The organism is Streptomyces speibonae, from assembly GCF_984686075.1.
This window is the reverse complement of the sequence record NZ_OZ480260.1, coordinates 6,596,154-6,622,826: the sequence shown is the minus strand read 5'-3', so window position 1 is coordinate 6,622,826 and position 26,673 is coordinate 6,596,154. Positions and strand designations below refer to the sequence as shown.

The window sequence follows — 26,673 nt, the reverse complement described above, 5'->3', positions numbered from 1 at the left end:
CCGCCCCTCCCCACCGGCACCTCCACGACCCGTCGGTGATTTGTTGTCCTCAACCCCTTTTCCAGAGGAACTCGAACGGGGCGACATGGTTCACTGCCTCCGATGGTCACCGCAGGCAGGCCCCGAAGGGATGTCCACTCGTGCCCCATGAAGTCGATCAGTCATTCATGATGCTGCCGCTGCGCGCCCTCGCCGACGCCGCGCTCGCGCGCGCGCGGTCGCTGGGGGCGGAGCACGCGGACTTCCGCCTGGAGCGGGTCCGCAGCGCCTCCTGGCGGCTGCGGGACGCCAAGCCCGCCGGGTCGTCGGACACCACCGACCTCGGGTACGCGGTGCGCGTGGTGCACGGGGGGACCTGGGGGTTCGCCTCCGGGGTGGATCTGACCCCGGACGCCGCCGCGAGGGTCGCCTCGCAGGCCGTGGCGATGGCGAAGCTGTCCGCGCAGGTGATCCGGGCGGCCGGGTCGGACGAGAGGGTGGAGCTGGCCGACGAGCCGGTGCACTCCGAGCAGACCTGGGTGTCGTCGTACGAGATCGACCCGTTCACCGTGCCCGACGAGGACAAGAGCGGGCTGCTGGCCGAGTGGAGCGCCCGGCTGCTGGCGGCGGGCGGGGTGGACCATGTCGACGCCTCGCTGCTCACCGTGCACGAGAACAAGTTCTACGCCGATACGGCCGGGACCGTCACGACACAGCAGCGGGTGCGCCTGCACCCGGTGCTCACGGCCGTGTCCGTGGACGACTCCAGCGGCGAGTTCGACTCCATGCGCACGATCGCGCCGCCCGTCGGCCGTGGCTGGGAGTATCTGCGGGGTACCGGCTGGGACTGGGACGAGGAGCTGGAGCGGATCCCGGAGCTGCTGGCGGAGAAGATGCGGGCGCCGAGCGTCGAGCCGGGGTTGTACGACCTCGTGGTGGACCCGTCCAACCTGTGGCTGACCATCCACGAGTCCATCGGGCACGCCACCGAGCTGGACCGCGCGCTCGGCTATGAGGCGGCGTACGCGGGTACCTCGTTCGCCACCTTCGACCAGTTGGGCAAGCTGAAGTACGGCTCCGAGCTGATGAACGTCACCGGGGACCGCACCGCCGAGCACGGGCTGGCCACCATCGGCTACGACGACGAGGGCGTCGAGGCGCAGTCCTGGGACCTGGTGAAGGACGGCACGCTGGTCGGCTACCAGCTGGACCGGCGGATCGCGAGGCTGACCGGCTTCGAGCGGTCCAACGGGTGCGCGTTCGCGGACTCCCCCGGTCATGTGCCGGTGCAGCGGATGGCCAATGTGTCGCTGCGGCCGGATCCGGCGGGGATGTCGACGGAGGACCTGATCGGGGGCGTGGACCGGGGCATCTACGTGGTCGGTGACCGGTCGTGGTCGATCGACATGCAGCGGTACAACTTCCAGTTCACCGGCCAGCGCTTCTACCGGATCGAGAACGGGCGGCTGGCGGGACAGCTGCGGGATGTCGCGTACCAGGCCACGACCACGGACTTCTGGGGTTCCATGGCGGCGGTCGGCGGCCCGCAGACGTATGTCCTGGGCGGCGCCTTCAACTGCGGCAAGGCCCAGCCGGGACAGGTCGCGGCGGTCTCGCACGGCTGTCCTTCCGCCCTGTTCAAGGGAGTCAACATTCTCAACACCACGCAGGAGGCGGGGCGATGAGCGCGCGAACGAACAAGCCGCACGAGATCGTCGAGCGCGCGCTCGAGCTGTCCCGGGCGGACGGCTGTGTGGTGATCGCCGACGAGGAGTCCTCCGCCAATCTGCGCTGGGCGGGCAACGCGCTCACCACCAACGGGGTCACGCGCGGGCGCACGCTCACCGTGATCGCCATGGTGGACGGCGCCCGGGGCACGGCGTCCGGGGTGGTGTCCCGCTCCGCGGTGACCGTGGACGAGCTGGAGCCGCTGGTGCGGGCCGCCGAGGACGCCGCGCGGGGCGCGGGTCCCGCCGAGGACGCGCAGCCGCTGGTCACGGGCGTGGCCCCGTCCCCCGAGTTCACCGAGGCGCCCGCGGAGACCTCCTCCGCGGTGTTCGCCGACTTCGCCCCGGCGCTGGGCGAGGCGTTCGCACGCGCGCGGGCCGGCGGCCGGGAGCTGTACGGGTTCGCCAGCCACGAGATGGTCTCCACCTACCTGGGCACCTCGGCGGGGCTGCGGCTGCGGCACGACCAGCCCAACGGCACGCTGGAGCTGAACGCCAAGTCGCCGGACCGTACGCGGTCGGCGTGGGCAGGGCGGGCCACGCGGGACTTCAAGGACGTCGACCCGGCGGCGCTCGACGCCGAGCTGGCCGTACGGCTGGGGTGGGCGCGCCGGCGGCTGGAGCTGCCCGCGGGCCGGTACGAGACGCTGCTGCCGCCGACCGCGGTGGCCGACCTGCTCATCTACCAGCTGTGGTCGGCCTCGGGGCGGGACGCGGCCGAGGGGCGCACGGTGTTCTCCAAGCCGGGCGGCGGCACCCGCGTCGGCGAGCGGCTGGCCGAACTGCCGCTGACGCTGCGCAGCGATCCGCACGAGCCGGGTCTGGAGTCGGCGCCGTTCGTGATCGCGCACTCCTCCGGGGGTGATCAGTCGGTGTTCGACAACGGGCTGCCGCTGTCGGCCACGGAGTGGATCCGCGAGGGCGAGCTGAACCGGCTGACGACCAGCAGGCACGGCGCGGGCCTGACCGGGCTGCCGGTGGCGCCCGGGATCGACAACCTGATCCTGGACGGCGGCGGCGACCGGTCCCTGGAGGAGATGGTGGCGGCCACGGAACGCGGGCTGCTGCTGACCTGCCTGTGGTACATCCGGGAGGTCGACCCGGCGACGCTGCTGCTGACGGGGCTGACCCGGGACGGCGTGTATCTCGTCGAGAACGGCGAGGTCACCGGCGAGGTGAACAACTTCCGGTTCAACGAGTCGCCGGTGGACCTGCTGGGCCGGGCGACGGAGGCGGGCCGTACGGACAGGACGCTGCCCCGGGAGTGGGGCGACTGGTTCACCAGGGCGGCGATGCCGGCGCTGCGCGTCCCCGATTTCAATATGAGCTCTGTCAGCCAGGGCGTATAACCTCGTAGGCGTTCGCCAGCGGCCGTGACCCGACCGGCCGAAGATCATCAAGGAGACGCGAGAACCGTGACGGACATCGTCGACGAGCTGAAGTGGCGCGGGCTGTTCGCCCAGTCCACTGACGAGGACGCTTTGCGCAAGGCGCTCGCGGACGGTCCCGTCACGTTCTATTGCGGCTTCGACCCGACGGCGCCCTCGCTGCATGTGGGGCATCTGGTGCAGGTGCTCACCGTGCGCCGGCTTCAGCAGGCCGGGCACCGGCCGCTGGCGCTGGTCGGCGGCGCCACCGGGCAGATCGGCGACCCGCGGCCGACGGCGGAGCGCACGCTGAACTCGCCGGAGACGGTCGCGGGCTGGGTGGAGCGGCTGCGCCGCCAGATCGAGCCGTTCCTGACCTTCGAGGCTGAGAACGCGGCCGTCATGGTGAACAACCTCGACTGGACCGCGAACCTGACCGCGATCGAGTTCCTGCGGGACATCGGCAAGCACTTCCGCGTCAACAAGATGCTGACCAAGGACTCGGTCGCCCGGCGGCTGGAGTCCTCCGAGGGCATCAGCTACACGGAGTTCAGTTACCAGCTGCTCCAGGCCATGGACTTCCTCCAGCTGTACCGGCGCTACGGCTGCACGTTGCAGCAGGGCGGCAGCGACCAGTGGGGCAACCTCACGGCCGGGCTCGACCTGATCCACCGGCTGGAGCCGGACGCGACCGTCCACGCCTTCGCGACGCCGTTGATGACGAAGGCGGACGGCACCAAGTTCGGCAAGACCGAGGGCGGCGCCGTCTGGCTGGACCCCGAGATGACCACGCCGTACGCGTTCTACCAGTTCTGGCTGAACGTGGACGACCGGGACATCTCGGGCTACATGCGGATCCTGTCCTTCCGGTCCCGGGAGGAGCTGGAGGAGCTGGAGCGGCAAACGCAGGAGCGTCCGCAGGCCCGGGCCGCGCAGCGCGCGCTGGCGGAGGAGCTGACGACGCTGGTGCACGGGGCCGACCAGACGGCCGCCGTGATCGCCGCGTCCCGGGCCCTGTTCGGCCAGGGCGAGCTGGCGGGGCTGGACGAGCGGACGCTGGCGGCGGCGCTCTCGGAGGTGCCGCACATCCAGGTGACCGAGCTCGGCCCGGTCGTGGACCTGTTCGCCGAGGTCGGCCTGGTGGCGAGCAAGTCGGCCGCGCGGCGCACGGTGAAGGAGGGCGGCGCCTACGTGAACAACGTCAAGGTCACCGCCGAGGACGCCGTGCCGGCCAAGGAGGACCTGCTGCACGGCCGCTGGCTGGTGCTGCGCCGGGGCAAGAAGAACCTGGCCGCGGTGGAGGTCACGGCCGGCTGAGCGACGACGGGTACGGGGGCGGTGTCCGGCGCGGCCGGGGCCGCCCCCGAGTCGTTCCTCGGCCTGCGGATCAGGCCCGCTCCCCCTCGTGCTTCCTGCGCTGCATGGCGTTGTACATCATCTCCACGAGCAGGACGATGACGATGGCCGCACCCAGCTGGAAGATGTGCCGGCCCCAGTCGATGCCCCGCGTCTCCTCGATGCCGAAGCCGCGCGCCATCGCGTTGCCGATGACGGCACCGATCATGCCGCAGATGGTGGCCAGCCACAGCGGGATGTGCTGTTTGCCGGGGATCACCGCCTTGGCGAGAAGACCGAGAACGAAACCCACGATGATCGCCCACAACCAGCCCATGGAAGCCTCCTAGTACGGCGTGACGCGAGCATTGCGCCCAGTGTCGGACGAGGAGCGGTACGCCGCACGTCGGACGCGGCGTACGTGCGACGGCGCAGGCCGTACGGACGGAAGGAGGGGCGGACCCGGGCTCGTGACCCGGGTGGGGGCGGCGTACCGTGGGACCTGTCCGGGCCCGGGTTCACCGACCGGGGTGCGGGACGGCCGGGGCGGGGACGGTCCTCTGCGGGCGGATGGTGGAATGTGATGCGGAAGCAACATGGCGGCGGCGGCGTCCAGGTGTTCCGGATCACCGGCGCCCGGACGGGCCTCCAGGAAGACGTGCGCGGACGGCAGCGCCGGTATGTGATCTCGATGGTCGTCCGTACGATCTCGGTCATCCTCGCGGCGACCCTGTGGAACGTGGAGCGGCATGTCGCGATCGTCGCGCTGGTGCTCGGGGCGGTCCTGCCGTACATCGCGGTGGTGATCGCCAACGCCGGGCGCGAGAACGCGCCGTCGCTGCCGTCGACCTTCGTGACGACCCCGATGAAGCCGATGATCGCACCGCCGCGGACGAACGACGGTTCCGCGGAACCCGATGCGGAAGATGTGGCGTCGGAGCGGGTGCCGGGCGAACGAACGGAGCGGCCCGAGCGGTCGTGAAGATCGGAGCGAGAGGGGAAACGGCGCCGAGCGGAAGGTGTTTCTCCGCCAAGCTCAAGAAAAGCTCAGATCAATCATGTGCTTCCGGTGCCGGGGGCGGGGTGACCCATGACATACTGCGTACGCGCTCCGCATCCCCCGTCGGAGCGACGGACCGACGCCGGGCAGCTCCCCCCGTGGCTGCTCGGCGTCGCCTTTTTCCCGCGCGCTAGGGTCGGGGTGTGATGCTCCCCGATCCCGAGACGCCGATCTGTTCCGCCAAGGGCTGCCGCGCCGCCGCGGTCCACGTACTGGCCTGGAACAACCCCAAGATTCACGCTCCCGAGCGCCGCAAGACATGGCTCGCCTGCGAGGAGCACCGGGAGCATCTGTCGCAGTTCCTGGGGGTGCGCGGGTTCCTGAAGGAGGTCGTCCCGCTTCAGGAGTGGCAGGCCCGGGGCGCCTGAACAGCGGCGCCCGGCTCCCGGCTCGGCGATCGGGACCTCAGCCCCCGATCGCCGACATCGGGCGGTCCGGCTGGACGAAGCTCGGGTCGTCCAGGCCCGCGCCCGCCTTCTTGCCCCACATGGCGCGTTTCCAGATGCCGGCGATCTCCTCGTCGGGGGCGTCGGAGCGCAGGGCCGCGCGCAGGTCCGTCTCCTCGGTGGCGAACAGGCACGTGCGGACCTGGCCGTCGGCGGTGAGGCGGGTGCGGTCGCACGCGGCGCAGAACGGGCGGGTGACGGAGGCGATGACACCGACGCGGTGCGGGCCGCCGTCCACCAGCCAGCGCTCGGCCGGTGCGGAGCCGCGCGCCTCGTCGCCCTCGGGGGTCAGCTCGAAGCGGGTGCGCAGGGAGGCCAGGATGTCCCCGGCGGTGATCATGCCCTCGCGCTTCCAGCCGTGCTGGGCGTCCAGCGGCATCTGCTCGATGAAGCGCAGCTCGTAGTCGTGCTCCACGGCCCAGGCGAGGAGGTCGGGGGCCTCGTCGTCGTTGAGCCCCGGCATCAGGACCGAGTTGACCTTGACCGGGGTCAGGCCGGCCTCGCGGGCCGCGTACAGGCCGTCGATGACGTCCCGGTGGCGGTCGCGGCGGGTGAGTGTCTTGAACACGTCGGGGCGCAGGGTGTCCAGGGAGACGTTGACCCGGTCCAGGCCCGCCGCCTTCAGCGCGGGCGCGACGCGCCTGAGACCTATGCCGTTGGTGGTGAGGGACATCTGGGGCCGGGGCTCCAGGGCGGCGACCCGCTCGACGATGCCGACCAGACCGGGGCGCAGCAGGGGCTCACCGCCGGTGAAGCGGACCTCCTCGATGCCCAGGGAGGTGACGGCGATGTCGATGAGGCGGACGATCTCGTCGTCGGTGAGCAGGTCGGGCTTGGCCAGCCACTGCAGCCCCTCCTCGGGCATGCAGTAGGTGCAGCGCAGATTGCACCGGTCGGTCAGCGAGACCCTCAGATCGGTGGCCACTCGGCCATAGGTGTCGACGAGCACGGTGGCCCCCTCCCTCGACGCGGATCACTTCTGTCCCCGTACCGGTGAGCCTACGTGACGCCACCGACAACGGACGAGGACCGTTGTGACGAGATGCCGGACGGCCGCGTCGTAGGGACCCACAGGGGTCCGCGCGACGCGGCCGTCCAAGGCGGGCGGATCAGTGGGCGCCGGTGCCGGTCAGGGACCGGACCTCCAGCTCCGCGTACTTCTTGACGTCGGGCTCCTCCTTCGACAGGACCGTGCCGAGCCAGCCCATCAGGAAACCGAACGGGATGGAGATGAGGCCCGGGTTCTGCAGCGGGAACCAGGCGAAGTCGACGTCCGGGAACATCGCCTTGGGGGCGCCGGAGACGACGGGCGAGAACAGCACCAGGCCGACGGCGACGATGAGACCGCCGTAGATCGACCACAGGGCGCCCTGGGTGGTGAACCGCTTCCAGAACAGGCTGTAGAGGATGGTCGGCAGGTTGGCGGACGCGGCGACCGCGAAGGCCAGGGCGACCAGGCCGGCCACGTTCAGGTCGCGGGCGAGGGTGCCGAGCGCGATGGAGACGACGCCGATGAGGACGGTCGCCCAGCGGGCCGCCTTCATCTCCTCCTTCTCCGTGGCCTTCCCCTTGCGGATGACGTTGGCGTAGATGTCGTGCGCGAAGGAGGACGACGAGGCGAGCGTGAGTCCGGCGACCACGGCGAGGATCGTCGCGAAGGCGACCGCGGAGATGGTGGCGAGCAGGATCGCGCCCCAGGCCGAGTCGACGCCGCCCAGATGCAGCGCGAGCAGCGGGGCCGCGGTGTTTCCGGACGGGTTCGAGGCGATGATCTCGTCCTGGGAGATGAGCGCTGCGGCGCCGAAGCCGAGGGCGATGGTCATCAGGTAGAAGCCGCCGATGATGCCGATGGCCCAGTTCACGGACTTACGGGCGGCCTTGGCGTTGGGCACCGTGTAGAAGCGGATCAGGATGTGCGGCAGACCGGCGGTGCCGAGCACCAGGGCGATGCCCAGGGAGATGAAGTCCAGCTTGGAGGTGCCGTCGGCGCCGTACCGCAGGCCGGGCTCCAGGAAGGCGTCGCCCTTGCCGCTGTTCGCGGCCGCGCTGCCCAGCAGATCCGAGATGTTGAAGTTGAACTTCAGCAGCACCAGGAACGTAATGAGGATCGTGCCGCCGATGAGCAGCACGGCCTTGATCATCTGGACCCAGGTGGTGCCCTTCATGCCTCCGATGGAGACGTACACGATCATCAGTACGCCGACCATGGCCACGATGAGGATCTTGCCGGCGTCGGAGGTGATGCCGAGCAGCAGCGAGACGAGGATGCCCGCGCCCGCCATCTGGGCCAGCAGGTAGAAGATCGACACGATGATGGTGGAGGTGCCGGCGGCGGTGCGCACGGGGCGTTGCCGCATGCGGTAGGCGAGGACGTCGCCCATGGTGTAGCGGCCGGAGTTCCGCAGCGGTTCGGCGACCAGGAGGAGGGCGACGAGCCAGGCGACCAGGAAGCCGATGGAGTACAGGAAGCCGTCGTAGCCGAAGAGGGCGATGGCGCCGGCGATGCCGAGGAAGGAGGCGGCCGACATGTAGTCGCCGGAGACCGCGAGTCCGTTCTGGAAGGCGCTGAACTGGCGTCCGCCGGCGTAGAAGTCGGCGGCGTCCTTGGTCTGGCGGCCCGCCCAGACGGTGATGCCGAGCGTGGCGAGGACGAACAGCACGAACAGCGTGATGATCAGCGCGCGGTGCTCGCTCGCCTCGTTCGCGGCCAGGGTGACATGGGTGATCGAGGGGCTCATGCGCCGCCCTCCAGTCGGGTCTTGATGGCCTCGGCCTTGGGGTCGAGCTTGGCGGCGGCGTGCCGGGAGTACCACCACGCGATGAGGAACGTGGTGACGAACTGCAGGATGCCGAAGACGAAGGCGACGTTGATGTTGCCGAACAGCTCGGTGCCCATGAAGCCGCCCGCGTAGTTGCTGCACAGGACGTACAGCAGGTACCAGACGATGAAGGCCACGGTCAGCGGGAAGGCGAAGGAGCGGTGAGAGCGGCGCAGTTCACCGAACTCGGCGCTCTCCTGGACCTCGGTGTACGCCTCGGGCCCGGGGAGTGCGGATTGATCTGTCGAGGGGGGCGGTGCGTCGGCGGCCACGGAGTCTCCTCGCATTGCGGTGGTTCGGGCGGGGACGAAAGGCGAGTCTGCTCGCGCTTCCTGACCAAGGGCACGGCGCCACGCGAGGACCGGTTCAACTCCCACGCATTCTTTTTGCGCTGCCCTTTTGTGAAGACGTTCCGGCAAATGATTGCTGGCCGGCGAACGCGCGGGATAGCTTCGGCCTGCACCACCCGTCATGTACCTGCCCGAGCACCACCCCGTGTCTCGGGCCGGTCTCGTTTCCGGATGATGTGGAGACCCCATGGCTCATCTGCGTTCCAGACGCCGGCTCGCCCTCGCCGTGCCCGTCGTGCTGTCCCTGACCGCCTCGCTCGGCTTCCTGCCGGCGGCGTCGGCGTCGGCGGCCCCGCGGACGGCGTCGGCCGAGCAGGCGACGGACGCGCCCGCCCTGGCGTACGTCGTCAACACCAGGGCGGACCACCGCACGATCGCCTCGGTGAAGCGGGCGGTCGCCGCGGCCGGCGGGACGGTCGTGGTCACGTACGACAAGATCGGTGTGATCGTCGCCCACTCCTCCAACCCCGACTTCGCCAAGACCGTTCGCAAGGCGCGGGGTGTGCACTCGGCCGGCGCCACCCGCACCGCCCCGCTGACCCGCGCGGGCACCACGGACGAGGGCGCCGCCGACTACGTGACGGCCGCCGAGGCCGCGCGGACGAAGGCCGCCTCCGCGGGCACTCCCGGCAGCGAGCCGCTCGAGGCCGACCAGTGGGACCTGCGGGCCATCGGCGCCGACAAGGCCGCGAAGATCAACCCCGGCAGCCGCAAGGTGACCGTCGCCGTCATCGACACCGGCGTCGACGACACCCACCCGGACCTCGCCCCGAACTTCTCCGCCTCCCAGTCGGCCAACTGCGTCGGCGGCAAGGCGGACACCAGTGACGGCGCCTGGCGCCCGTACACGGAAGACGACTACCACGGCACCCATGTGGCCGGTGAGATCGCCGCCGCCCGCAACGGCATCGGCGTCGCCGGTGTCGCGCCCGGCGTCAAGGTGGCCGGCATCAAGGTCAGCGACCCGGACAACGGCCTGTTCTACCCGGAGAACGTCGTCTGCGCGTTCATGTTCGCCGCCGACCACGGCGTGGAGATCACGAACAACAGCTACTACGTGGACCCGTGGCTGTACAACTGCATGGACGACCCCGACCAGCGGGCGATCGTCGACGCGGTCAACCGGGCCCAGCTGTACGCGCAGCGCAAGGGCACCCTGCACGTGGCCTCGGCCGGCAACTCCAACCACGACCTGGCCTCGGACGCCATCGACGACGCGTCCAGCCCGAACGACACCACGCCCGTCGAGCGCACCATCGACCCGAGCGAGTGCTTCGACCTGCCGACCCAGCTGCCGGGCGTCGTCACGGTCAGCGCGACGGGCGTGCAGAACCTCAAGTCGTACTACTCCACGTACGGCAAGGGCGTCGTCGACGTCGCGGCGCCGGGCGGCGACCGCCGCTACCAGCTGCCGGACACGCCGTCCAAGGACGGCCGCATCCTGTCCACCATGCCGGGCGGCGAATACGCCTTCCTGCAAGGCACGTCGATGGCCTCGCCGCACGCCGCCGGTGTCGCCGCGCTGCTGAAGTCCAAGCACCCGTGGGCCTCCCCCGCGGCGCTGCAGGCGCTGCTGAAGGCGCAGGCGGACAACCCGGGCTGCCCGGACTCCTACGACCAGGACGGCGACGGCGCACAGGACGCGACGTGCGAGGGCGGCGACCGGGTCAACGGCTTCTACGGCTTCGGCATCGTCGACGCGCTGCGCGCCGTCAAGTGAGCACGCTCTCCCGCAGGTTCCGCCCGACCCCCGCAACAGTGAACGAACTGGAGACTTCATGACAGCGTCTCACCCGCGCCATCGCCGTGTGCTCGTCGTCCCGGCCGGAATGGCCATGGCGACCGCGCTGGCGTTCCTGCCGAACACCGCGGCCACCGCCGCCCCGGCCGACGGCCGGCCTGCGGCCGCCGCCGAGGCCGACGCGGACTCGCTCAGCTATGTGGTCAACGTCCGTGGCGGGCACGGCGCCCCGGCCCATGTGAAGAAGGCGATCGCCAAGGCCGGCGGCACGATCGTGACGTCGTACGACAAGATCGGCGTCATCGTCGTCCACTCCTCCAACCCCGACTTCGCGAAGACCGTCCGCAAGGTGCGGGGCGTGCAGTCGGCGGGCAACACCCGCAACGCCCCGCTGCCGTCGGCGGCCACCCAGGACATGGGCACCCCGAAGGTGCTCAGCGCCGCCGAGGCCGCCGAGGCGCAGGCGGAGGCCGCCGAGGGAGAGGACCCGCTGCAGGGGTTGCAGTGGGACCTGCCCGCCATCAAGGCGGACAAGGCGCACAAGAAGTCGCTGGGCAGTTCGAAGGTGACCGTCGGCGTCATCGACACCGGTGTGGACGACACCCACCCGGACATCGCGCCCAACTTCGACCGGGACGCGTCGGTCAACTGTGTGACGGGCAAGCCGGACACGAGCGACGGCGCCTGGCGGCCGGGCGCGGACGAGAGCCCGCACGGCACGCATGTCGCCGGTGAGATCGCCGCCGCCAAGAACGGCATCGGCATGACCGGTGTCGCGCCCGGGGTGAAGGTCTCCGGCATCAAGGTGTCCACGCCGGCGGGGTACTTCTACACCGAGGCCGTGGTGTGCGGCTTCATGTGGGCGGCCGAGCACGGGGTCGACATCACCAACAACAGCTATTACACCGACCCCTGGTACTTCAACTGCAAGGACGACCCGGACCAGAAGGCGCTCCTGGAGGCCGTCACCCGGGCCACGCGGTACGCGGAGCGCAAGGGCACGGTCAACGTGGCCGCGGCCGGCAACGAGAACTACGACCTCGCGGCCGACGAGATCACCGACCCGGTGTCCCCGAACGACGGCACCCCGTCGGACCGGGTGATCGACCCGGACGAGTGCCTCGACATCCCGACGCAGCTGCCGGGTGTGGTGACGGTCGCGGCGACGGGCGCCAAGGGGCTGAAGTCGTCCTTCTCCAACTACGGACGGGGCTTCATCGACATCGCCGCGCCCGGCGGTGACTCCACGGCCTACCAGCCGCCCGCCCCGCCCGCCACCAGCGGGCTGATCCTGGGCACGCTGCCCGGCGGCAAGTGGGGCTACATGGCGGGTACGTCGATGGCGTCGCCGCATGTCGCGGGGGTTGCCGCGCTGATCAAGTCGACGCACCCCTACGCGCCGCCGGCGATGGTGAAGGCGCTGCTGTACGCGGAGGCCGACGCCACCGCCTGCACGGACCCGTACGACATCAACGGCGACGGCAAGGCCGACGCGGTGTGCGAGGGGCCGAAGAACCGCAACGGCTTCTACGGCTGGGGCACCGCCGACGCGCTGGACGCGGTGACGTGGTAGTCCCTCGGGTGTGATACAGGCGCGGGGCCGGGCGGAGACGCCCGGCCCCGCGCATTTCGCCGCTCACTTGCCCAAAACTGTGTGATCTTGTGAAGATCCTGGGGTGACTCTGACGAACCCCAGGGCCGGGAGGACCGGTGCACACAGGGGCGCCCGGCGCCCCGGCACCGGGCGGGCCACTGCCGTACTCGTACTGGTGGCGCTGGGCGCGCTGATACCGCTCCTCGGCCCGTCCCCGGCGCTGCACGGCACCGGGGAGGCCGACGCGCCCGGCACCGGCGGCATAGCCCTGCTGCGCACGGTGCTGTTCGCGGCGCTGTCCATACCCGTCGGCGAGCTGTTCGTCCGGCGGCTGGCCCGCTCCGTGCCCGGCGCCCCGGCCACGCTGCCCCGCAGCTGGTCCACGGTCGCCAACTCCGCCGGTCTCGTGGCCGCCCTCGCCCTCGCCTCCGTCGTGGCCACCGGCAACCTCGTTCCCGGCAGCCCCGCCGACATCGACGTCGGCGGCCTCTACGACTCCCGGGACGGCAAACTCGCCCTGCTGGAGGTCAACGGCTTCCTCGCGGCGGCCCTGTGCGCCGCGTCCGCACGGCCCGCCACACAGGTGTGGCCCCTGGCCGCGATCGTCGTCGCGGAGGCCCTGCGCGCCCATCCGACGACCGAGTACAGCCCGATGATCGGTTCCGGGCTGACCCTGGTGCACCTGACCTGCGCCTCGCTCTGGGTGGGCGGTCTGGTGTACGCCCTGCGCACGCTGAAGGTGTGGCAGCGCGCGGAGGCGGGCGCCGCGCTGCTGGGCCGCTACGCGCGCGTGGCGGCCGCGCTGCTCGCCGCCCTCACCGCGACGGGCGTGTGCAGTTCGCTGCGCCGGATGCCGCCGGAGACGATCCTGGAGCAGCTGACGGAGACGGCGTACGGGCGGGTGCTGCTCGCCAAGGTGATCCTGATGGCCGGGGTCGCCGCGCTCGCGCTGTGGGCCCGGATCCGGCTGGCCCGCGCGGCCGACCCGCTGAGCGCGAGTTCACCCGCGCGGGCGGAGGTGTATCTGCTCGCGCTGGTCGTCGCCGTGTCGGGACTGCTGACGGCGCTTCCGGTGCCGATCCGCTGGTGACCGGGCGCGGTTGACCGGAGCCCGCCTCCTTCCGGACATGTCCGGAATCCGAACGGGCGGCGTGTACAGGGCACCTGACGGACCGCAGTGTCGGCCCCGGCCCGTATCCTCGTGAACCATGCTCGAAGACCTCACCGCCACAGCCCCCTCCCCCACCGCGTGGCCGGCCGCGTATCCCCAGGGATACGCGGTCGTTGACGTGGAGACCACGGGGCTGGCCCGGGACGACCGCATCATCTCCGCGGCCGTCTACCGGCTGGACGCGCGCGGCGAGGTCGAGGACCACTGGTACACGGTGGTCAATCCGGAGCGGGACCCGGGCCCGGTGTGGATCCACGGTCTGACGAGCGACGTGCTCGAAGGCGCGCCTCTCTTCCGGGACGTCGCCGCGGAGTTCGCCGCCCGGCTGGAGGGCCGGGTACTGGTGGCGCACAACGCCGTCTTCGACTGGCAGATGATCGCCCGGGAGTACGCCCGCGCACGCGGTGAGGCCCCGGTCAAGCAGCGGCTGTGCACCATCGCCCTGTCCAAGGAGCTGAAGCTTCCGCTGCCCAACCACAAGCTGGAGTCGCTCGCCGCGCACTTCGGTGTCGTGCAGCGGCGGGCGCACCACGCGCTGGACGACGCACGCGTGCTGGCGGAGGCCTTCCGGCCCAGCCTGCGCGCCGCGGCCGCGGGCGGCGTACGGCTGCCGCTGCACGAGTGCCTGCCGCTGACCGAGTGGACGGACCGGCCCCGCATCGGGCAGCAGGCGGGCCCCGGGGGCTACCGGCCGGCCAGCTGGCGCCCCTCGCGCAAGCGGCCCGCGTGCCCCTACCCCAACCCCGGGCGCTACGAGCCGGGCAAGCGGCTCAAGCAGGGGATGCGGGTGGCGTTCTCCGGGGACACCTCCGTCGAGCGGGACCTGCTGGAGGACCGCGCGACCGAGGCGGGCCTGCATGTGGCCTCCAGCCTGTCCCGGCTGACGAGCCTGCTCGTCACCAACGACCCGGACTCGGGGACGTCGAAAACGGTCAAGGCGCGGCAGTACGGCACCCCGGTCGTCGACGAGGCGGCGTTCGGCCAGTTGCTCGGGGACGTGGAGCCGGCGGACCGTACGGACGGGTGACAGACGGGCGACTCGCCCGCCGCCCGCTCGCTCCCGCCCGGCCGACGGCTCACCCTGTGGCGCATGGCGACATGCGAAGTCTGCGGCAACAGTTACGGAATGACCTTCGAGGTGCACGCGCAGGGCGCGGTGCACGTCTTCGACTGCTTCTCCTGTGCGATCCACCGCATGGCCCCGATCTGCGAGCACTGCCGGGTGCAGATCATCGGCCAGGGCGTCGAGGCGGACGGTCACTGGTACTGCGGCGCCCACTGCGCCCGCGCGGAGGGACAAGCGGGGATCGTCGACCGGGTGTGAGTCGCCCGGTGTGAGGGGACGTACCCGCCTGAATGCACCCCGCGGCCGGGTTGTACGGTCGTGGGGTGTACCGCTTCCTGCTGTCCCGCCAATGGGTGATCATCACACTGGTCGCCCTGCTTCTCATCCCCACGATGATCCGGCTGGGCATATGGCAGATGGACCGCCACGAGGAGCGTTCCGCCCGGAACCAGCTGGTCACCGACGCGCTGGCCGCCGATCCCGTGCCGGTGGAGCGGCTCGCCGCGCCGGGGGACGCCGTGACCCGCGCCGAGCGGTATCGCACCGTGACCGCGAAGGGGCACTTCGACACGGATGACGAGGTCGTCGTGCGCCGCCGCACCAACGCCGACGACCAGGTCGGCTTCCACGTGCTCACCCCCTTCGTGCTCGACGACGGCAGGGTGCTGCTGGTCAACCGGGGCTGGATCCCCTCGGACGGGCCGAGCCAGACCGCCTTCCCCGAGGTCCCCGCGCCGCCGCCCGGCGAGATCACGATCGAGGGCCGGCTCATGCCCGACGAGACCACCGAGGCGAGCGGCATCAAGGAGCTCGAGGGCCTGCCCGACCGGCAGATCATGCTGATCAACAGCGAGCGGGAGGCCGAGCGCCTCGGCGCCCGGGTGCTCGGCGGCTATGTGGCACAGACGGCACCCGAGCCGAAGAACGGCACCCCGGAACGGCTCGGTGACCCCGGCAAGGAGAACGCGGCCCTGAACTACGCCTACGCCGTCCAGTGGTGGCTGTTCGCGGCAGCCGTGCCGGTCGGCTGGATCGTCCTGGTCCGCAGGGAGGCCCGGGAGCGGGCGACGGCCACGCCGTCGGCCCGTACGACCGAGCCGGCACCGGTGTAACGAGGCCCGGCCCCATACCGGCCGAACCGCCTGCCGGGGCCCCTGCCCCGACCGACGGTGGCTGTCCGTGGCCGTCCCGGCCCCGCACCGGCCGAACCCGCTGTCGCCCCGCCCCTGTTGCCCCGGCCGACGGTGCACTGTCCAGGCCGGCACGCGGAGGCGCGCTGCGCAGCCGGCCACGGCGCGCGGCGACGCGGCGCCCGGGCAAAGGCCGGGGCCCGGAGCCAGCGCTGAGGCCGGAACCAGGGCCAGGGCCAGGTGGCCGACCCGGACCCGCACCGGCCGACGGTGCACTGTCCGAGTCGGCACGCGGAGGCGCGCTACAGACGTCCGCGTGCCACGGCACGCGGCGACGCGGCACGCGGGCCGGAGCCGGGTGCCGGGGCCGAGGAGGGCGGGTGGTGGGGGCACGGTGGGTAGCCGGGGGTGGGCGGTGTGTGGTGTGAGCTGGACTGCCCTCCCGGTTCGCGGTGTTCTGTGCGAGAGTGGCGCACCGGTCGGATGTGTTGACGCCACGTTCCGGACGGATGTCCCACCGGTTTCTGTCATCCGGACGGGCCGTCCGCGCAACTCTCCCCCGAGGGCACAGCACTCCTAGGACGGTGATTCATGGCTGACAGCGCCATGACCGCGACGTTCCTCGCCGTGATCGGCGGGGCGTCGCTGCTCGCCGTCACCGCGCGGTGGCTGCGGCCCAGCGACCGGCTGCCCTCGCTGGAGGGCTGGGCGCTCGCCGACCGGAGCCTCGGCGCGGGCTGGACCTGGCTGCTGCTCGGCGGGACGATCTACACGGCGTACACCTTCACCGCCGTACCGGGCCTGGCGTACGGCAACGGCGCGCCCGCGTTCTTCGCGGTGCCGTACACGGTGATCGTCTGTCCGCTCGCGTTCGTGCTGCTCAGCCGCCTGTGGGACGTGGCGCGGCGGCACGGCTACATCACCGTCGCCGACTTCGTGCGCGGCCGGTACGGATCGCCGCCGCTGGCCCTGGTCGTCGCGCTCACCGGCATCCTCGCGACGATGCCGTACCTGGCGCTCCAGCTGCTCGGCATCCGCGCGGTGCTCACCGCGGGCGGGCTGTACCCGAGCGGCGCCACCGGTGATCTCGTGATGGTGGCCGTGTTCGCGGGGCTGGCCGTCGCCACCTACCGGCACGGGCTGCGGGCGCCCACGGTGATCTCCGCCCTGAAGGCGGTGGCGGTGTTCGTCTCGCTGACCGCCGTCTGCTGGCTGGTCCTGCGGCGCTTCGGCGGTTTCGGCGCGGTCTTCGACGGGGCGGCCCGCGCCCTCGGCGGCACGGACGCGGCGCACTCCCCGCTGCTGCTGTCGCCGGGGCAGCAGCCCGCCTACGCCACGCTCGCGCTCGGCTCCGCGCTGGCCCTGCTGATGTACCCGCATGTGCTCACCGCCGGATTCGCCGCCGACGGCGGGCGCACGCTGCGCAAGGTGTCGGCGGGGCTGCCCGCCTGGACCGCGCTGCTGGCGCTGTTCGGGTTCCTCGGCATCGCGGCCCTGGCGGCCGGGGTGCGGGCGCCCGAGGGCAGCGCCGAGGCGGCGGTGCCGATGCTCGTCGACCGGCTGATGCCGGGCCCGCTGGCCGGACTGGTCTTCGGTGCGATCGTGGTGGGCGCGCTGGTGCCGGCGGCCGTGATGTCGATCGCCGCGGCGACCAGTTTCGTACGGAACGTATACGTCGAGTACGTCCATCCCACGGCCACGCCGAAGCGACAGGTGCGGGTCGCCAAGGCGGTGTCGCTGACCGCGAAGCTCGGTGCCGTCGCGTTCGTGTTCGGGCTGCGCGACCAGGACGCGATCAACCTTCAGCTGCTCGGCGGCGTGTGGATCCTGCAGATCTTCCCGGCGGTGGCCGTCGGGCTGTACACCCGGTGGCTGCATCCGCGGGCGCTGCTCGCCGGCTGGGCCGTGGGCATGGCCACCGGGACGTATCTGGTGGTGCGGGAGGGGTTCTCCTCGATCGTGCCGCTCGACACCGGCGCCGGACCGCTGGAGATCTACGCCGGTGTCGCCGCCCTGGTGCTGAACCTGACCGTCGCGGTCGCCGGCACCGCGGCCCTCGCCGTGCTCGGTGTCGCACGCGGCGCCGACGCCACCGACCTGCCGTCCCGCCTGATGGCCGGGCGACGTCCGGAGACGGGAGCGAACAACACATGAGACGCAGACAGCAGGCCCGGACCACGCTGACCTCGGCCCCCGCCGCCCCGGTCCCGGCCCCGGCCCCGGCTCCCGCGCCGCCCCCCTCGACGGCGCCGGCCCCGCCGCTGCGTCCCGCCGTCGGCGACCCGGCCGATCTGGAGCGGGAGGCCGGTGTCGCCCGCCTCTTCGAGCTGCACTACTCCTCGATGCTGCGGCTCGCCGTGCTGCTCGGCGCCGACGACCCGGAGAACGTGGTGGCCGAGGCGTACTACCAGATCTACCGCAAGTGGCGACGGCTGAAGGACGTGGCCGCGGCGGAGGCGTATCTGCGCTCCACCGTCTGCAATCTGACCCGGATGCGGATCCGCCACCTCCAGGTCGCCCGCAGGCACGAGCAGCGTCCGCCGGCCCCGGCCGACGAGACCGTGGCCTCCGCCGAGAACACCGCGCTGCTCCACGACGACCAGCGGGTCCTGATCGACGCGCTGCAGCACCTTCCGGCCCGGCAGCGCGAGGCGCTGGTGCTGCGGCACTGGCTCGGCCTGAAGGAGAGCGAGATAGCCGCCGCGATGGGAATCTCCCGTGGTTCCGTCAAGACGCACACCTCACGCGGCATCGCCGCACTGACCCAGGCGATGGAGGCCCGGCGATGACGCACCGAGATGCGACGGGGTCACGTGGCACCGGCCCGGACCGCACGGACCACGACCGGGCCGAGCCGTCCGGCCCGCCGGGCACGGAACGCACCGAACGCGAACTGCGCGACGCCCTCCAGGCCCTGGCCGGCGGGGTGCTGCCCGACCCCGACGCCTACCGCACGGCGCGCGGCGAGTGGCTGCGCCGGGAACGCCGGCGGCGGCTCGTCCTCACCGTGCTCGTCGCGGTCGTCTTCGCGCTGGCCACACTGATCGGCCTGTGGGTGCTCAACCAGGCGCCCTCGGACCCCGGGGTGATCTTCAACGGCGGCGGTGCCGCGGCGGCCGACGGTCCGTCACTCCCCCGGCTCCACCCCTGATTGCGGCCCCCGGCGGCCGGGAACCCGCACCCCGTGCACCGTATCGAGGACTACGCGCTCATCGGCGACGAACAGACCGCTGCCCTGGTGGGGGCGGACGGCTCGGTCGACTGGCTGTGCCTGCCCCGCTTCGATTCGGCGGCCTGCTTCGCCCGGCTGCTCGGCGATGAGAGCAACGGACACTGGCAGATCGCGCCGGTCGGCGCGGAGCGGTACACCCGCCGCTCCTACCGCGAGGACACCCTGGTCCTGGACACCGAGTGGACGACCCCGCAAGGAACGGTGCTGATCACCGACCTGATGCCGCAACGGCACCGCGCCCCGGACCTGGTGCGGATCGTGCAGGGCGTACGGGGTGGGGTGACCGTGCGCAGCACCCTGCGGCTGCGTTTCGACTACGGCTCGGTCGTGCCCTGGGTGCGCCGGGCCGACGGGCACCGGGTGGCGGTGGCCGGACCCGACTCGGCGTGGCTGCGCAGCGTGCCGGAGGTGCCGACCTGGGGCGAGGACATGGGCACCTGCTCGGAGTTCACCGTGCGGGAGGGCGAGCGGGTCGCGTTCGTGCTCACCTGGCACCCCTCCCACGAGCCGCGGCCCCGGCTGATCGACCCGTACGCCTCACTGCGGCACAGCGTGAACGACTGGCGGGACTGGGCGGCGCACTGCCGGTACGACGGCCCCTACCGGGACGCCGTCGTCCGCTCGCTGATCACCCTCAAGGCGCTCACCTACCGCCCCACGGGCGGCATCGTCGCCGCGCCCACCACCTCGCTGCCGGAGGCGCCGGGCGGCGTCCGCAACTGGGACTACCGCTTCTGCTGGCTGCGCGACTCCACGCTGACCCTGAAGGCACTGCTGGCCGCCGGGTACCGCGACGAGGCGGAGGCCTGGCGCAACTGGCTGCTCCGCGCGGTGGCGGGCGATCCGGCGGACCTGCAGATCATGTACGGGCTCGCGGGCGAGCGGCGGCTGCCGGAGTTCGAGGTGCCGTGGCTGTCCGGCTTCGACGGCGCCACGCCGGTGCGGGTCGGCAACGACGCCGTGAACCAGCTCCAGCTCGATGTGTACGGAGAGGTCGTGGACTCGCTGGCGCTGGCCCGGCGTTCGGGGCTGCCCGCACAACCGGACGTGTGGGCGCTGCAATCGGTGCTGCTGGGCTTCCTGCGCACCGCGTGGCGGCAGCCGGACGAGGGGCTGTGGGAGGTACGGAGCGGCCGCCGCCACTTCGTGCACTCCAAGGTGATGGTGTGGGTGGCCGCCGACCGCGCGGTGCGCGCCATGGAGGAGTTCCCGGATCTCGAGGGGGACCTGGACGGCTGGCGGGAACTGCGCGACGAGGTGCACCGGGAGGTGTGCGCCAAGGGGTTCGACCCCGCGCGCAACACTTTCACCCAGTCCTACGGCTCGCGGGAACTCGACGCCGCGCTGCTGCTGATCCCCCGGGTGGGTTTTCTGCCGCCCGACGACCCCCGGGTGCTCGGCACCATCGAGGCGGTCCGCTCGGAGCTGGGCCAGGACGGGTTCGTCCGCCGCTACACCTCGGACGCCGAGGAGGTCGACGGGCTGCCCGGCGAGGAAGGCACCTTCCTGGTGTGCTCCTTCTGGCTGGCGGACGCCCTGCACATGACCGGCCGGACGCAGGAGGCCCGGGAGCTGTTCGAACGGCTGCTGGGGCTGGCCAACGACGTGGGACTGCTCGCGGAGGAGTACGACCCGGTGGGCGGCCGGCTGCTGGGCAACTTTCCGCAGGCGTTCAGCCACATCGGCCTGGTGAACACGGCCCTCGCCCTGTTCGGGGACGAGGGGGCAGGATAGGGCCATGGATCTTGGACTGAAGGACCGGGTGTACGTCGTCACCGGGGCGACCCGCGGGCTGGGCAACGCCTCCGCGCGGGAGCTCGTCGCCGACGGCGCGAAGGTGGTCGTCACGGGGCGGGAGGAGAAGCCCGTCGCCGAGGCGGCGTCCGCGCTGGGGCCGGACGCGGTCGGGGTGGCGGTCGACAACGCCGACCCGGAGGCACCGGCGCGGCTGATCGCGACCGCGCGGGAGCGGTTCGGGCGCTTCGACGGCGTGCTCGTCAGCGTGGGCGGGCCGCCGCCGGGGTTCGTCGCCGACACCACCGACGAGCAGTGGCAGTCGGCGTTCGAGACGGTGTTCCTGGGTGCGGTGCGGATGGCCCGGGCGGCGGCGGAGGAGCTGGGCGAGGGGGGTGTCATCGGGTTCGTGCTGTCGGGGTCGGTGCACGAGCCGATTCCCGGGCTGACGATCTCGAACGGGCTGCGGCCGGGCCTCGCGGGGTTCGCGAAGTCGCTGGCGGACGAGCTGGGGCCGCGGGGGATCCGGGTGGTGGGGCTGCTGCCGGGGCGGATCGACACGGACCGGGTGCGGGAGCTGGACGCGTTGTCCGCGGATCCGGAGGCTACCCGGCAGGCGTCGGAGTCGCGGATTCCGTTGCGGCGGTACGGGACGCCGGGAGAGTTCGGGCGGGCGGCGGCCTTCCTGCTGTCGCCGGCGGCGTCGTATCTGACGGGGGTGATGGTGCCGGTGGATGGGGGGTATCGGAGGGGGTTCTGACGCTCCCTGGTGTGCCGGGCGCCGTGCGGTGGTGTGGGCCGGGTGGCGTCAGGCCACTCGTTCCGGGCCGTGTTTTCGGGCTTGGAGGCGGGCTTCCGTGGGAAGTCCGGGGAGGGCCGATGAGGTGCGGGCGTGGGCCAGGGCGACGGTGGTGAGGGTGTGCAGGGCGGTACCCGGGTCGACGTGGGGTTCCAGGGTGAGGGTCACCCGGGCTCTCGGGCTGCCGCGGTGGCCGGTGAGCACCACGCGGGCGTCGGCGACACCGTCCTGACGGCTCGCCTCCTCGGCGAAAACGTGTTCCAGGGCCCGGCCGCGCAGTGACGCCCCCTCCCCGTCGCCCGTGTCGACCAGGATCTCGGCCTGCCGCCGCCGGCGCAGCACCGCGAGCAGCCACCACAGGCAGAGCAGGACCAGCACGGCGAGCGCGGCGATGACCACCGGCCACCACCAGCCCTCGTCCCGCCACCGGGTCCGCTCGGCGTTGTCGAGCAGGACGTCGTCCCGCCCGTGGTGCAGCCACCAGGAGGGTGCGGGCGCTCCGAGGCCGATCGCCAGCACGGACCCGCCGAGCGCGACCAGCACCAGACCGACGACGGCGAGCAGTACGCGGTTGACGCTCCCCAGCACGGCTATCGCCCCTTCCGGCCGGGCCGCCGCACCTGCAGCGACAGCGTGGGCGGCCGGGCCAGGCCCAGACCTCTGATCGCCTCGTCGAGCACTTCGGTCACATCGGCGCGTACGTCGTCCAGTGCGCGGAAGTGCGACACCGCGCGGACGTCGGCGCGCCTGCGTTTCACCTCGACCCGCACGGACTGCACGCCGGCCACCTCCATGGCCCGGTCCCGGAGCACCATCGCGGCGGCGGCGCGGTGCAGTCCCGCGCGGACGTCGGGATGGGTGCGGCGCATCGGGAGCAGGGAGCGCAGGCCGGGCGTCACCGCGAGGACGACGAGCCAGAGTCCGAGCGCGGCGGCCACGGCGGCGCCGGTCAGCACCCAGACGTCGTCCAGGGGCCGCTGGGCCAGCTGGCGGGCCAGTTCACGGCGCCAGCTCATCCCGGCCCGGTCGGCGCGCACCGCGACGATGTCGTACAGGAACGCGCCCGCGACGACCAGGAGGACCAGGGCGAGGAGCCCGGCGGGGACCCGGCGGGCGGACCAGAAGCGGCGGTGCCCGTCGTCGCCCCCGCCGGCGGTGTCCGCTCCGTCGCCGGCGGACGGCGGGTGCTTCTCCAGGACGGTGCCGTGGGGTTCGCTCATGGCGTCCTCCCGTGTTCCGCGCCGGGCGCCGGCGTCAGATGCAGCCGTTCCACCTGGACGACGACCTCCGGCACGGCCATGCCGGCCAGGTCGCGCACCCGGTCGACCACCCGGCGCCGTACCTGTGCGCAGCGGGCGCCGATGTCGCCCGGGTAGTCGAGTTCGATGTGCACGCGGACGCGGGCGGCGTCATGGCGTACGACGACGCTTGCGTGCGGTGGTGCGGCCTCCTGCGGCAGGGTGCCGATCGCCTCGCGGGCCGCCTGCGAGGCGATCTTGGCGACCACCCGGTCGGCGATCCTGATCTCCCCGCGCTCGCCCGACGCGACGGCGGCCGGGTTCCCACCGAGTCCGACGGTCCCCGTGCTCACGGCCGTCACCGCCGCCGTTCGTCACGCGGCCGGAAGAAGTCGCCGAGTTCCAGGTCCCCCTCGAGGAACCGGCCGACGACGAACCCGACGGCGCCCAGGGCCGCCACCAGCAGAAAGGCCCCGAAGCCGCCGAAGTATCCGGCGAAGCCCAGCGCCATGCCGGCGATCATGCCGACCACAGCCATGTTCATGGTGCGCTCCTTCGCTCACCGAACCTCACTGAAGGCGGGACTCCGGTTCCTCGTCCTCCTCGTCGGGCAGCTTCACGTCGCTGACCGCGATGTTGACCTCGACCACCTCGAGGCCGGTCATCCGCTCGACCGCCGCGATGACGTTCTCCCGCACGGCCCTGGCGACATCGGCGATGGACACGCCGTAGTCGACGACGATCTCCAGGTCGAGCGCGGTCTGCACCTCGCCGACCTCGGCCTTCACCCCGCGCGTCACGGACTTGGAGCCGCCGGGCACACGGTCGCGTACGGCGCCGAACGTCCGCGACAGACCGCTGCCCATGGCGTGGACGCCGACCACGTCCCGGGCGGCCAGCCCGGCGATCTTCTCCACGACACCGTCGGCGATGGTGGTGCGGCCACGCGTGGCGGGGTCGCCGCCGCCCCGCCGGGTGCCCTGGCCCTTGCGCGGGCCGGTTTCGGCGAGGTTCTTCTCGGTATCGGGGGCCCGTACCGAGCCTCCCTCGGTCATGTCGGTCATCGTCATGCGTCCCTTCGGTCGTCCTCCACGACCACCGTATGCACGGTTGCCCTGCATCGCGCCAGGAATGCGGCAGGCTGGAGGAGTGACGGCGGACGGATGGACGCAAGCGGTACGGCAACAGGTGGGGCTGGGCAGGATCGTGCCCCTGGGCGGGCCGCGCGACGGCGCGTGGATCGCGGAGCGGGCGGCGACGGTGCCGTTGCGGCGCGCGGCGGCACGGGGTGCGCCGGGCGTTCGCCTGGACGGCGTACGGATCGGGCTCGCCGTTCCCGAGGAGGCGGGTGAGCCGGTCGTGCCGCCTCCGCCGAGCGCGCTGCCGCCCGGCCCGTTGCGGCTGTCGGCCCGGTTCGCGGCCACGGCGGCGCAGCCGCTGCCGGTGACGGCGTCGCTGCTGCGCACGGTGCTGGCCGAGGCGGCGGAACGGATCGGGCTGGTGGTCGCCGAGGTGGATCTGCGGGTGACGGAGTTGCTGGACACGGATCCGGCGGTGCCACCCGAAGCACCGGAGCCGGAACCGGCGGCCGGGCAGCGCCTTCCGGGTGACTCGGAAGCCGGCCGGGTCGCGGCGGCCGTGCTCGCCGTGCCGGGCGTGAGCAGGCTGACGGGCACGCCGGCCGGCCCGGTCCGGCTGTACGCCTCCGGTCAGCCGGGCGGCACGGCGCTGCCGCACCGCCACGCGCGCGTGGACCTCGCGGTACGGGCGGACCACCACCCGCTGGAGGTGGCCGGTGCCGTCCGCACGGCCGTGACCAACGCCCTCCCGGACCACCCCACGGCGACCGTCCTGGTCACCGCACTCGACTGACGCGAACGGCACTCCCGCGCCCGGCGCCGTCCCCGGTACGCGCACTCCCGGGCACCGCACGGCACGCACCGAGCCCCCGCCAGGTCACGCAGCCGACCCGGTGTGAGCAGCGCGGCCCGGCGCCGCCCCCGGCACACGCCGTCCCGGCCACCGCACACCACCGACAGCAGCCCCGCGAACGGCGTGTCGCTACGCGCCGAAGCCCCGCCAGGTCACGCAGCCGGACGCAGCGCGCCCGGCGGTGCCCCGGCACGTGCGACACAAGCGCCTCACGCACGGGCGGCACGCGATCTGCATGCCGGTACCCGACGAAACCCCGCCAGGTCACGGGGCGACACGGCCTGAGCAGCGCGCCGCGCGCCGCCCCCGGCACACGCCGTCCCGGCCACCGCACACCACCGACAGCAGCCCCGCGAACGGCGTGTCGCTACGCGCCGAAGCCCCGCCAGGTCGCGGTGCGGTCGCGGCCGGGGCGGCGCGCTCGGCGATGCCCCCGGCACATGCGCCCCCGGGCGCCGCACGGCACGGCGTCAGTCGCCGAGGCCGGCCAGGTCGCGCAGGCGGCGGGACTGGGCGGTGCGTTCGGCGGTGCGCTGTTCGTCGTAGGTGCGGTCCTGGGCGCCGCGCAGCAGGGCCTTTGTCTCGATCACGGCGTCGCGGGGCGCCGCCAGGAGCGCGGCGGCGAGGTCCTGGACGGCCGCGTCCAGTTCGGCGGCGGGGACGGCGAGATTGGCCAGGCCGGTGTTCACGGCTTCCTCGGCCGTGACGAAGCGCCCGGTCGCGCAGATCTCCAGCGCGCGGGCGTAGCCGACGAGTCCGACCAGCGGGTGGGTGCCGGTCAGGTCGGGGACGAGACCGAGGCTGGTCTCGCGCATGGCGAACTGCACGTCGTCCGCGACGACGCGCAGGTCACAGGCGAGGGCCAGCTGGAAACCGGCCCCGATGGCGTGTCCCTGCACGGCGGCGATGGACACGATGTCGTTGCGCCGCCACCAGGTGAACGCCTCCTGGAACCCGGCGATGGCGGCGTCCAGCTCGGCGTCGTCGGAGCGTGCGAGGTCGATGAACGACGGCTCGCCCGGGATGCCCTCGGGCGTGAACATCTGCCGGTCGAGGCCGGCGGAGAAGGACTTGCCCTCCCCGCGCAGCACCACGACACGGACGGAGCCGGGCAGCATCCGGCCCGCCTCGGTCAGCGTCCGCCACAGAGCGGGGCTCTGCGCGTTGCGCTTGGCCGGGTTGGTCAGCGTCACCGTGGCGATCGCGTCGTCGACGGTGAGCCGTACGCCGTCCTTGTCGAGTACCGGGCCGAGGTCCTGGGCGGACGAAGCCATGGGGCGCCTCCGATGGGTGCGGTCATAAGTGACTGCACAGTAACCACCCGGCCGGTCGGTCTGCCGACCGGGTGGCCACCATCGGGTTCTGTGGCGCCGGGGTCAGGACGAAGGAGCCTTCTTGCCCCGTGTCGCCCCGCCACGCCCTCGCAGCGTGACACCCGACTCGCTGAGCATGCGGTGCACAAAGCCATACGAGCGGCCGGTCTCCTCGGCCAACGCCCGGATGCTCGCACCGGCGTCGTACTTCTTCTTCAGGTCTGCCGCGAGCTTGTCGCGCGCGGCGCCGGTCACCCGGCTGCCCTTCTTCAGAGTCTCGGCCACCCGTGCCTCCTCATGGGAAGTGCGCTCTGGTCTCCTCATGATCACCCCTCCCGGCCCACATGGCCACCCATTCGGCAAGGTCGATGAGACAAGGTTGTGACGACGGGAGCGCGTCCCCACATCCGGAACACATGATTCCGATGGGTGCCGCCGATGCCTCCAATCGGGTTCCTCCGCGAAGTACCAGGTCAGAAAGACGTGACGGCCGAGCCCCGTTCGCCCGGGGGCTCGGCCGCGAAATCCGTGTAGGACACACCTCGGGATGAGGAGATCTCACACGAATGATGGATCACCGATGGGCCGAATGATCCATACGCTGTGGATCACGTCTTCGATCAACCGCTGCTGACCGGTC

At 72.2% G+C, this 26,673-nt stretch carries 28 protein-coding genes; 17 read left to right on the top strand and 11 right to left on the bottom strand.

Annotation, left to right across the window (positions count from 1 at the left end):
• Nucleotides 1–140: 140 nt before the first annotated feature.
• From AC5L3C_RS29780 to tyrS, 3 genes are all read left to right on the top strand, one after another.
• The gene (locus AC5L3C_RS29780; RefSeq protein WP_493652051.1) at nt 141–1,664 is read left to right on the top strand and encodes a TldD/PmbA family protein; all 1,524 of its coding nucleotides are present in this window, start codon (nt 141–143) and stop codon (nt 1,662–1,664) included.
• A complete protein-coding gene (locus tag AC5L3C_RS29775) occupies nt 1,661–3,055 on the top strand; it encodes a metallopeptidase TldD-related protein (RefSeq protein WP_493652050.1) in 1,395 nt (464 codons plus the stop codon). Before AC5L3C_RS29780 ends, AC5L3C_RS29775 begins: the two co-directional genes overlap by 4 nt.
• Before the next feature lie 66 nt (nt 3,056–3,121).
• Nucleotides 3,122–4,390: a tyrosine--tRNA ligase gene (gene tyrS / locus AC5L3C_RS29770; RefSeq protein WP_493652048.1), complete on the top strand. Its 1,269-nt coding sequence runs from the start codon at nt 3,122–3,124 to the stop codon at nt 4,388–4,390.
• A 70-nt stretch (nt 4,391–4,460) separates the two neighbouring features.
• Here tyrS and AC5L3C_RS29765 read toward each other — a convergent pair whose 3' ends face one another.
• Nucleotides 4,461–4,745, bottom strand: coding sequence for a GlsB/YeaQ/YmgE family stress response membrane protein (locus AC5L3C_RS29765; protein ID WP_125507600.1), 285 nt, complete (start codon nt 4,743–4,745; stop codon nt 4,461–4,463).
• A 246-nt stretch (nt 4,746–4,991) separates the two neighbouring features.
• Between AC5L3C_RS29765 and AC5L3C_RS29760 the strand changes: the two genes are divergently transcribed.
• Nucleotides 4,992–5,390 (top strand): DUF3099 domain-containing protein, encoded by a 399-nt coding sequence (locus tag AC5L3C_RS29760; protein ID WP_493652047.1) that lies wholly within the window; start codon nt 4,992–4,994, stop codon nt 5,388–5,390.
• A gap of 224 nt (nt 5,391–5,614) precedes the next feature.
• Nucleotides 5,615–5,836 carry a hypothetical protein gene (locus AC5L3C_RS29755; protein ID WP_493654079.1) on the top strand — a complete coding sequence of 74 codons (222 nt, stop codon included), beginning with the start codon at nt 5,615–5,617 and terminating at the stop codon, nt 5,834–5,836.
• A 37-nt stretch (nt 5,837–5,873) separates the two neighbouring features.
• Here AC5L3C_RS29755 and moaA read toward each other — a convergent pair whose 3' ends face one another.
• The 3 genes from moaA to AC5L3C_RS29740 form a co-directional block, all read right to left on the bottom strand.
• A complete protein-coding gene (moaA, locus tag AC5L3C_RS29750) occupies nt 5,874–6,863 on the bottom strand; it encodes a GTP 3',8-cyclase MoaA (protein WP_125507598.1) in 990 nt (329 codons plus the stop codon).
• Between the two features lie 160 nt (nt 6,864–7,023).
• A complete protein-coding gene (locus AC5L3C_RS29745) occupies nt 7,024–8,652 on the bottom strand; it encodes a monocarboxylic acid transporter (RefSeq protein ID WP_125507596.1) in 1,629 nt (542 codons plus the stop codon).
• On the bottom strand, nt 8,649–9,005 hold the full coding sequence (locus AC5L3C_RS29740; protein WP_493652044.1) for a DUF485 domain-containing protein: 357 nt from the start codon (nt 9,003–9,005) through the stop codon (nt 8,649–8,651). Before AC5L3C_RS29740 ends, AC5L3C_RS29745 begins: the two co-directional genes overlap by 4 nt.
• Before the next feature lie 265 nt (nt 9,006–9,270).
• On the opposite strand from AC5L3C_RS29740, the gene AC5L3C_RS29735 reads away from it, so the two are divergent.
• From AC5L3C_RS29735 to AC5L3C_RS29685, 11 genes are all read left to right on the top strand, one after another.
• On the top strand, nt 9,271–10,803 hold the full coding sequence (locus tag AC5L3C_RS29735; protein WP_493652043.1) for a S8 family serine peptidase: 1,533 nt from the start codon (nt 9,271–9,273) through the stop codon (nt 10,801–10,803).
• A gap of 58 nt (nt 10,804–10,861) precedes the next feature.
• Nucleotides 10,862–12,397: a S8 family peptidase gene (locus AC5L3C_RS29730; protein WP_493652041.1), complete on the top strand. Its 1,536-nt coding sequence runs from the start codon at nt 10,862–10,864 to the stop codon at nt 12,395–12,397.
• Between the two features lie 103 nt (nt 12,398–12,500).
• Nucleotides 12,501–13,508: a CopD family protein gene (locus tag AC5L3C_RS29725; protein ID WP_493652040.1), complete on the top strand. Its 1,008-nt coding sequence runs from the start codon at nt 12,501–12,503 to the stop codon at nt 13,506–13,508.
• 118 nt (nt 13,509–13,626) lie between these two features.
• On the top strand, nt 13,627–14,616 hold the full coding sequence (locus tag AC5L3C_RS29720; protein WP_493652039.1) for a DEDDh family exonuclease: 990 nt from the start codon (nt 13,627–13,629) through the stop codon (nt 14,614–14,616).
• A 63-nt stretch (nt 14,617–14,679) separates the two neighbouring features.
• Nucleotides 14,680–14,913 (top strand): metallothionein, encoded by a 234-nt coding sequence (locus tag AC5L3C_RS29715; protein WP_125507584.1) that lies wholly within the window; start codon nt 14,680–14,682, stop codon nt 14,911–14,913.
• Between the two features lie 65 nt (nt 14,914–14,978).
• A complete protein-coding gene (locus AC5L3C_RS29710; protein ID WP_493652037.1) occupies nt 14,979–15,767 on the top strand; it encodes an SURF1 family cytochrome oxidase biogenesis protein in 789 nt (262 codons plus the stop codon).
• Between the two features lie 609 nt (nt 15,768–16,376).
• Nucleotides 16,377–17,939 carry a sodium:solute symporter family protein gene (locus tag AC5L3C_RS29705; RefSeq protein WP_493652035.1) on the top strand — a complete coding sequence of 521 codons (1,563 nt, stop codon included), beginning with the start codon at nt 16,377–16,379 and terminating at the stop codon, nt 17,937–17,939.
• The gene (locus AC5L3C_RS29700) at nt 17,936–18,574 is read left to right on the top strand and encodes an RNA polymerase sigma factor (RefSeq protein WP_493652033.1); all 639 of its coding nucleotides are present in this window, start codon (nt 17,936–17,938) and stop codon (nt 18,572–18,574) included. Before AC5L3C_RS29705 ends, AC5L3C_RS29700 begins: the two co-directional genes overlap by 4 nt.
• The gene (locus tag AC5L3C_RS29695; protein WP_493652031.1) at nt 18,571–18,936 is read left to right on the top strand and encodes a hypothetical protein; all 366 of its coding nucleotides are present in this window, start codon (nt 18,571–18,573) and stop codon (nt 18,934–18,936) included. The genes AC5L3C_RS29700 and AC5L3C_RS29695 overlap by 4 nt, the downstream gene beginning before the upstream one ends.
• Nucleotides 18,937–18,969: 33 nt before the next feature.
• Nucleotides 18,970–20,751, top strand: coding sequence for a glycoside hydrolase family 15 protein (locus AC5L3C_RS29690; protein WP_493652029.1), 1,782 nt, complete (start codon nt 18,970–18,972; stop codon nt 20,749–20,751).
• Nucleotides 20,752–20,755: 4 nt separating this feature from the next.
• Entirely contained in the window at nt 20,756–21,511 is a 756-nt protein-coding gene (locus tag AC5L3C_RS29685) for an SDR family oxidoreductase (protein ID WP_493652027.1), read from the top strand.
• 48 nt (nt 21,512–21,559) lie between these two features.
• Here AC5L3C_RS29685 and amaP read toward each other — a convergent pair whose 3' ends face one another.
• Genes amaP through AC5L3C_RS29660 form a run of 5 tightly spaced genes read right to left on the bottom strand, consistent with a single transcriptional unit; the run spans nt 21,560 to nt 23,852 of the window.
• Nucleotides 21,560–22,138 carry an alkaline shock response membrane anchor protein AmaP gene (gene amaP, locus AC5L3C_RS29680; RefSeq protein WP_411573070.1) on the bottom strand — a complete coding sequence of 193 codons (579 nt, stop codon included), beginning with the start codon at nt 22,136–22,138 and terminating at the stop codon, nt 21,560–21,562.
• A 2-nt stretch (nt 22,139–22,140) separates the two neighbouring features.
• The gene (locus AC5L3C_RS29675) at nt 22,141–22,770 is read right to left on the bottom strand and encodes a DUF6286 domain-containing protein (protein ID WP_125507568.1); all 630 of its coding nucleotides are present in this window, start codon (nt 22,768–22,770) and stop codon (nt 22,141–22,143) included.
• Entirely contained in the window at nt 22,767–23,150 is a 384-nt protein-coding gene (locus AC5L3C_RS29670) for an Asp23/Gls24 family envelope stress response protein (protein ID WP_125507566.1), read from the bottom strand. Before AC5L3C_RS29670 ends, AC5L3C_RS29675 begins: the two co-directional genes overlap by 4 nt.
• Entirely contained in the window at nt 23,147–23,332 is a 186-nt protein-coding gene (locus AC5L3C_RS29665) for a hypothetical protein (RefSeq protein ID WP_215204723.1), read from the bottom strand. The genes AC5L3C_RS29670 and AC5L3C_RS29665 overlap by 4 nt, the downstream gene beginning before the upstream one ends.
• Nucleotides 23,333–23,357: 25 nt before the next feature.
• Nucleotides 23,358–23,852, bottom strand: coding sequence for an Asp23/Gls24 family envelope stress response protein (locus tag AC5L3C_RS29660; RefSeq protein ID WP_125507562.1), 495 nt, complete (start codon nt 23,850–23,852; stop codon nt 23,358–23,360).
• 85 nt (nt 23,853–23,937) lie between these two features.
• Here AC5L3C_RS29660 and AC5L3C_RS29655 point away from each other — a divergent pair, with 85 nt between their 5' ends.
• The gene (locus AC5L3C_RS29655; RefSeq protein ID WP_493652024.1) at nt 23,938–24,660 is read left to right on the top strand and encodes a nucleopolyhedrovirus P10 family protein; all 723 of its coding nucleotides are present in this window, start codon (nt 23,938–23,940) and stop codon (nt 24,658–24,660) included.
• Between the two features lie 530 nt (nt 24,661–25,190).
• On the opposite strand, the gene AC5L3C_RS29650 is transcribed toward AC5L3C_RS29655, so the two are convergent.
• Nucleotides 25,191–25,994 carry an enoyl-CoA hydratase/isomerase family protein gene (locus AC5L3C_RS29650; RefSeq protein ID WP_493652022.1) on the bottom strand — a complete coding sequence of 268 codons (804 nt, stop codon included), beginning with the start codon at nt 25,992–25,994 and terminating at the stop codon, nt 25,191–25,193.
• Nucleotides 25,995–26,096: 102 nt separating this feature from the next.
• A complete protein-coding gene (locus AC5L3C_RS29645) occupies nt 26,097–26,318 on the bottom strand; it encodes a helix-turn-helix domain-containing protein (protein ID WP_185930913.1) in 222 nt (73 codons plus the stop codon).
• Nucleotides 26,319–26,673 lie beyond the last annotated feature (355 nt).

Bases quoted from the DNA above. Each gene is read 5' to 3' on its own strand.
- AC5L3C_RS29685 (WP_493652027.1), top strand. From the start codon at position 20,756: ATGGATCTTGGACTGAAGGACCGGGTGTACGTCGTCACCGGGGCGACC.
- AC5L3C_RS29695 (WP_493652031.1), top strand. From the start codon at position 18,571: ATGACGCACCGAGATGCGACGGGGTCACGTGGCACCGGCCCGGACCGC.
- AC5L3C_RS29715 (WP_125507584.1), top strand. From the start codon at position 14,680: ATGGCGACATGCGAAGTCTGCGGCAACAGTTACGGAATGACCTTCGAG.
- AC5L3C_RS29745 (WP_125507596.1), bottom strand. From the start codon at position 8,652: ATGAGCCCCTCGATCACCCATGTCACCCTGGCCGCGAACGAGGCGAGC.
- AC5L3C_RS29705 (WP_493652035.1), top strand. From the start codon at position 16,377: ATGGCTGACAGCGCCATGACCGCGACGTTCCTCGCCGTGATCGGCGGG.
- AC5L3C_RS29735 (WP_493652043.1), top strand. From the start codon at position 9,271: ATGGCTCATCTGCGTTCCAGACGCCGGCTCGCCCTCGCCGTGCCCGTC.
- AC5L3C_RS29665 (WP_215204723.1), bottom strand. From the start codon at position 23,332: ATGAACATGGCTGTGGTCGGCATGATCGCCGGCATGGCGCTGGGCTTC.
- AC5L3C_RS29650 (WP_493652022.1), bottom strand. From the start codon at position 25,994: ATGGCTTCGTCCGCCCAGGACCTCGGCCCGGTACTCGACAAGGACGGC.
- AC5L3C_RS29730 (WP_493652041.1), top strand. From the start codon at position 10,862: ATGACAGCGTCTCACCCGCGCCATCGCCGTGTGCTCGTCGTCCCGGCC.
- AC5L3C_RS29760 (WP_493652047.1), top strand. From the start codon at position 4,992: ATGCGGAAGCAACATGGCGGCGGCGGCGTCCAGGTGTTCCGGATCACC.
- AC5L3C_RS29675 (WP_125507568.1), bottom strand. From the start codon at position 22,770: ATGAGCGAACCCCACGGCACCGTCCTGGAGAAGCACCCGCCGTCCGCC.
- AC5L3C_RS29765 (WP_125507600.1), bottom strand. From the start codon at position 4,745: ATGGGCTGGTTGTGGGCGATCATCGTGGGTTTCGTTCTCGGTCTTCTC.
- AC5L3C_RS29755 (WP_493654079.1), top strand. From the start codon at position 5,615: ATGCTCCCCGATCCCGAGACGCCGATCTGTTCCGCCAAGGGCTGCCGC.
- AC5L3C_RS29700 (WP_493652033.1), top strand. From the start codon at position 17,936: ATGAGACGCAGACAGCAGGCCCGGACCACGCTGACCTCGGCCCCCGCC.
- AC5L3C_RS29660 (WP_125507562.1), bottom strand. From the start codon at position 23,852: ATGACCGACATGACCGAGGGAGGCTCGGTACGGGCCCCCGATACCGAG.
- AC5L3C_RS29720 (WP_493652039.1), top strand. From the start codon at position 13,627: ATGCTCGAAGACCTCACCGCCACAGCCCCCTCCCCCACCGCGTGGCCG.
- AC5L3C_RS29775 (WP_493652050.1), top strand. From the start codon at position 1,661: ATGAGCGCGCGAACGAACAAGCCGCACGAGATCGTCGAGCGCGCGCTC.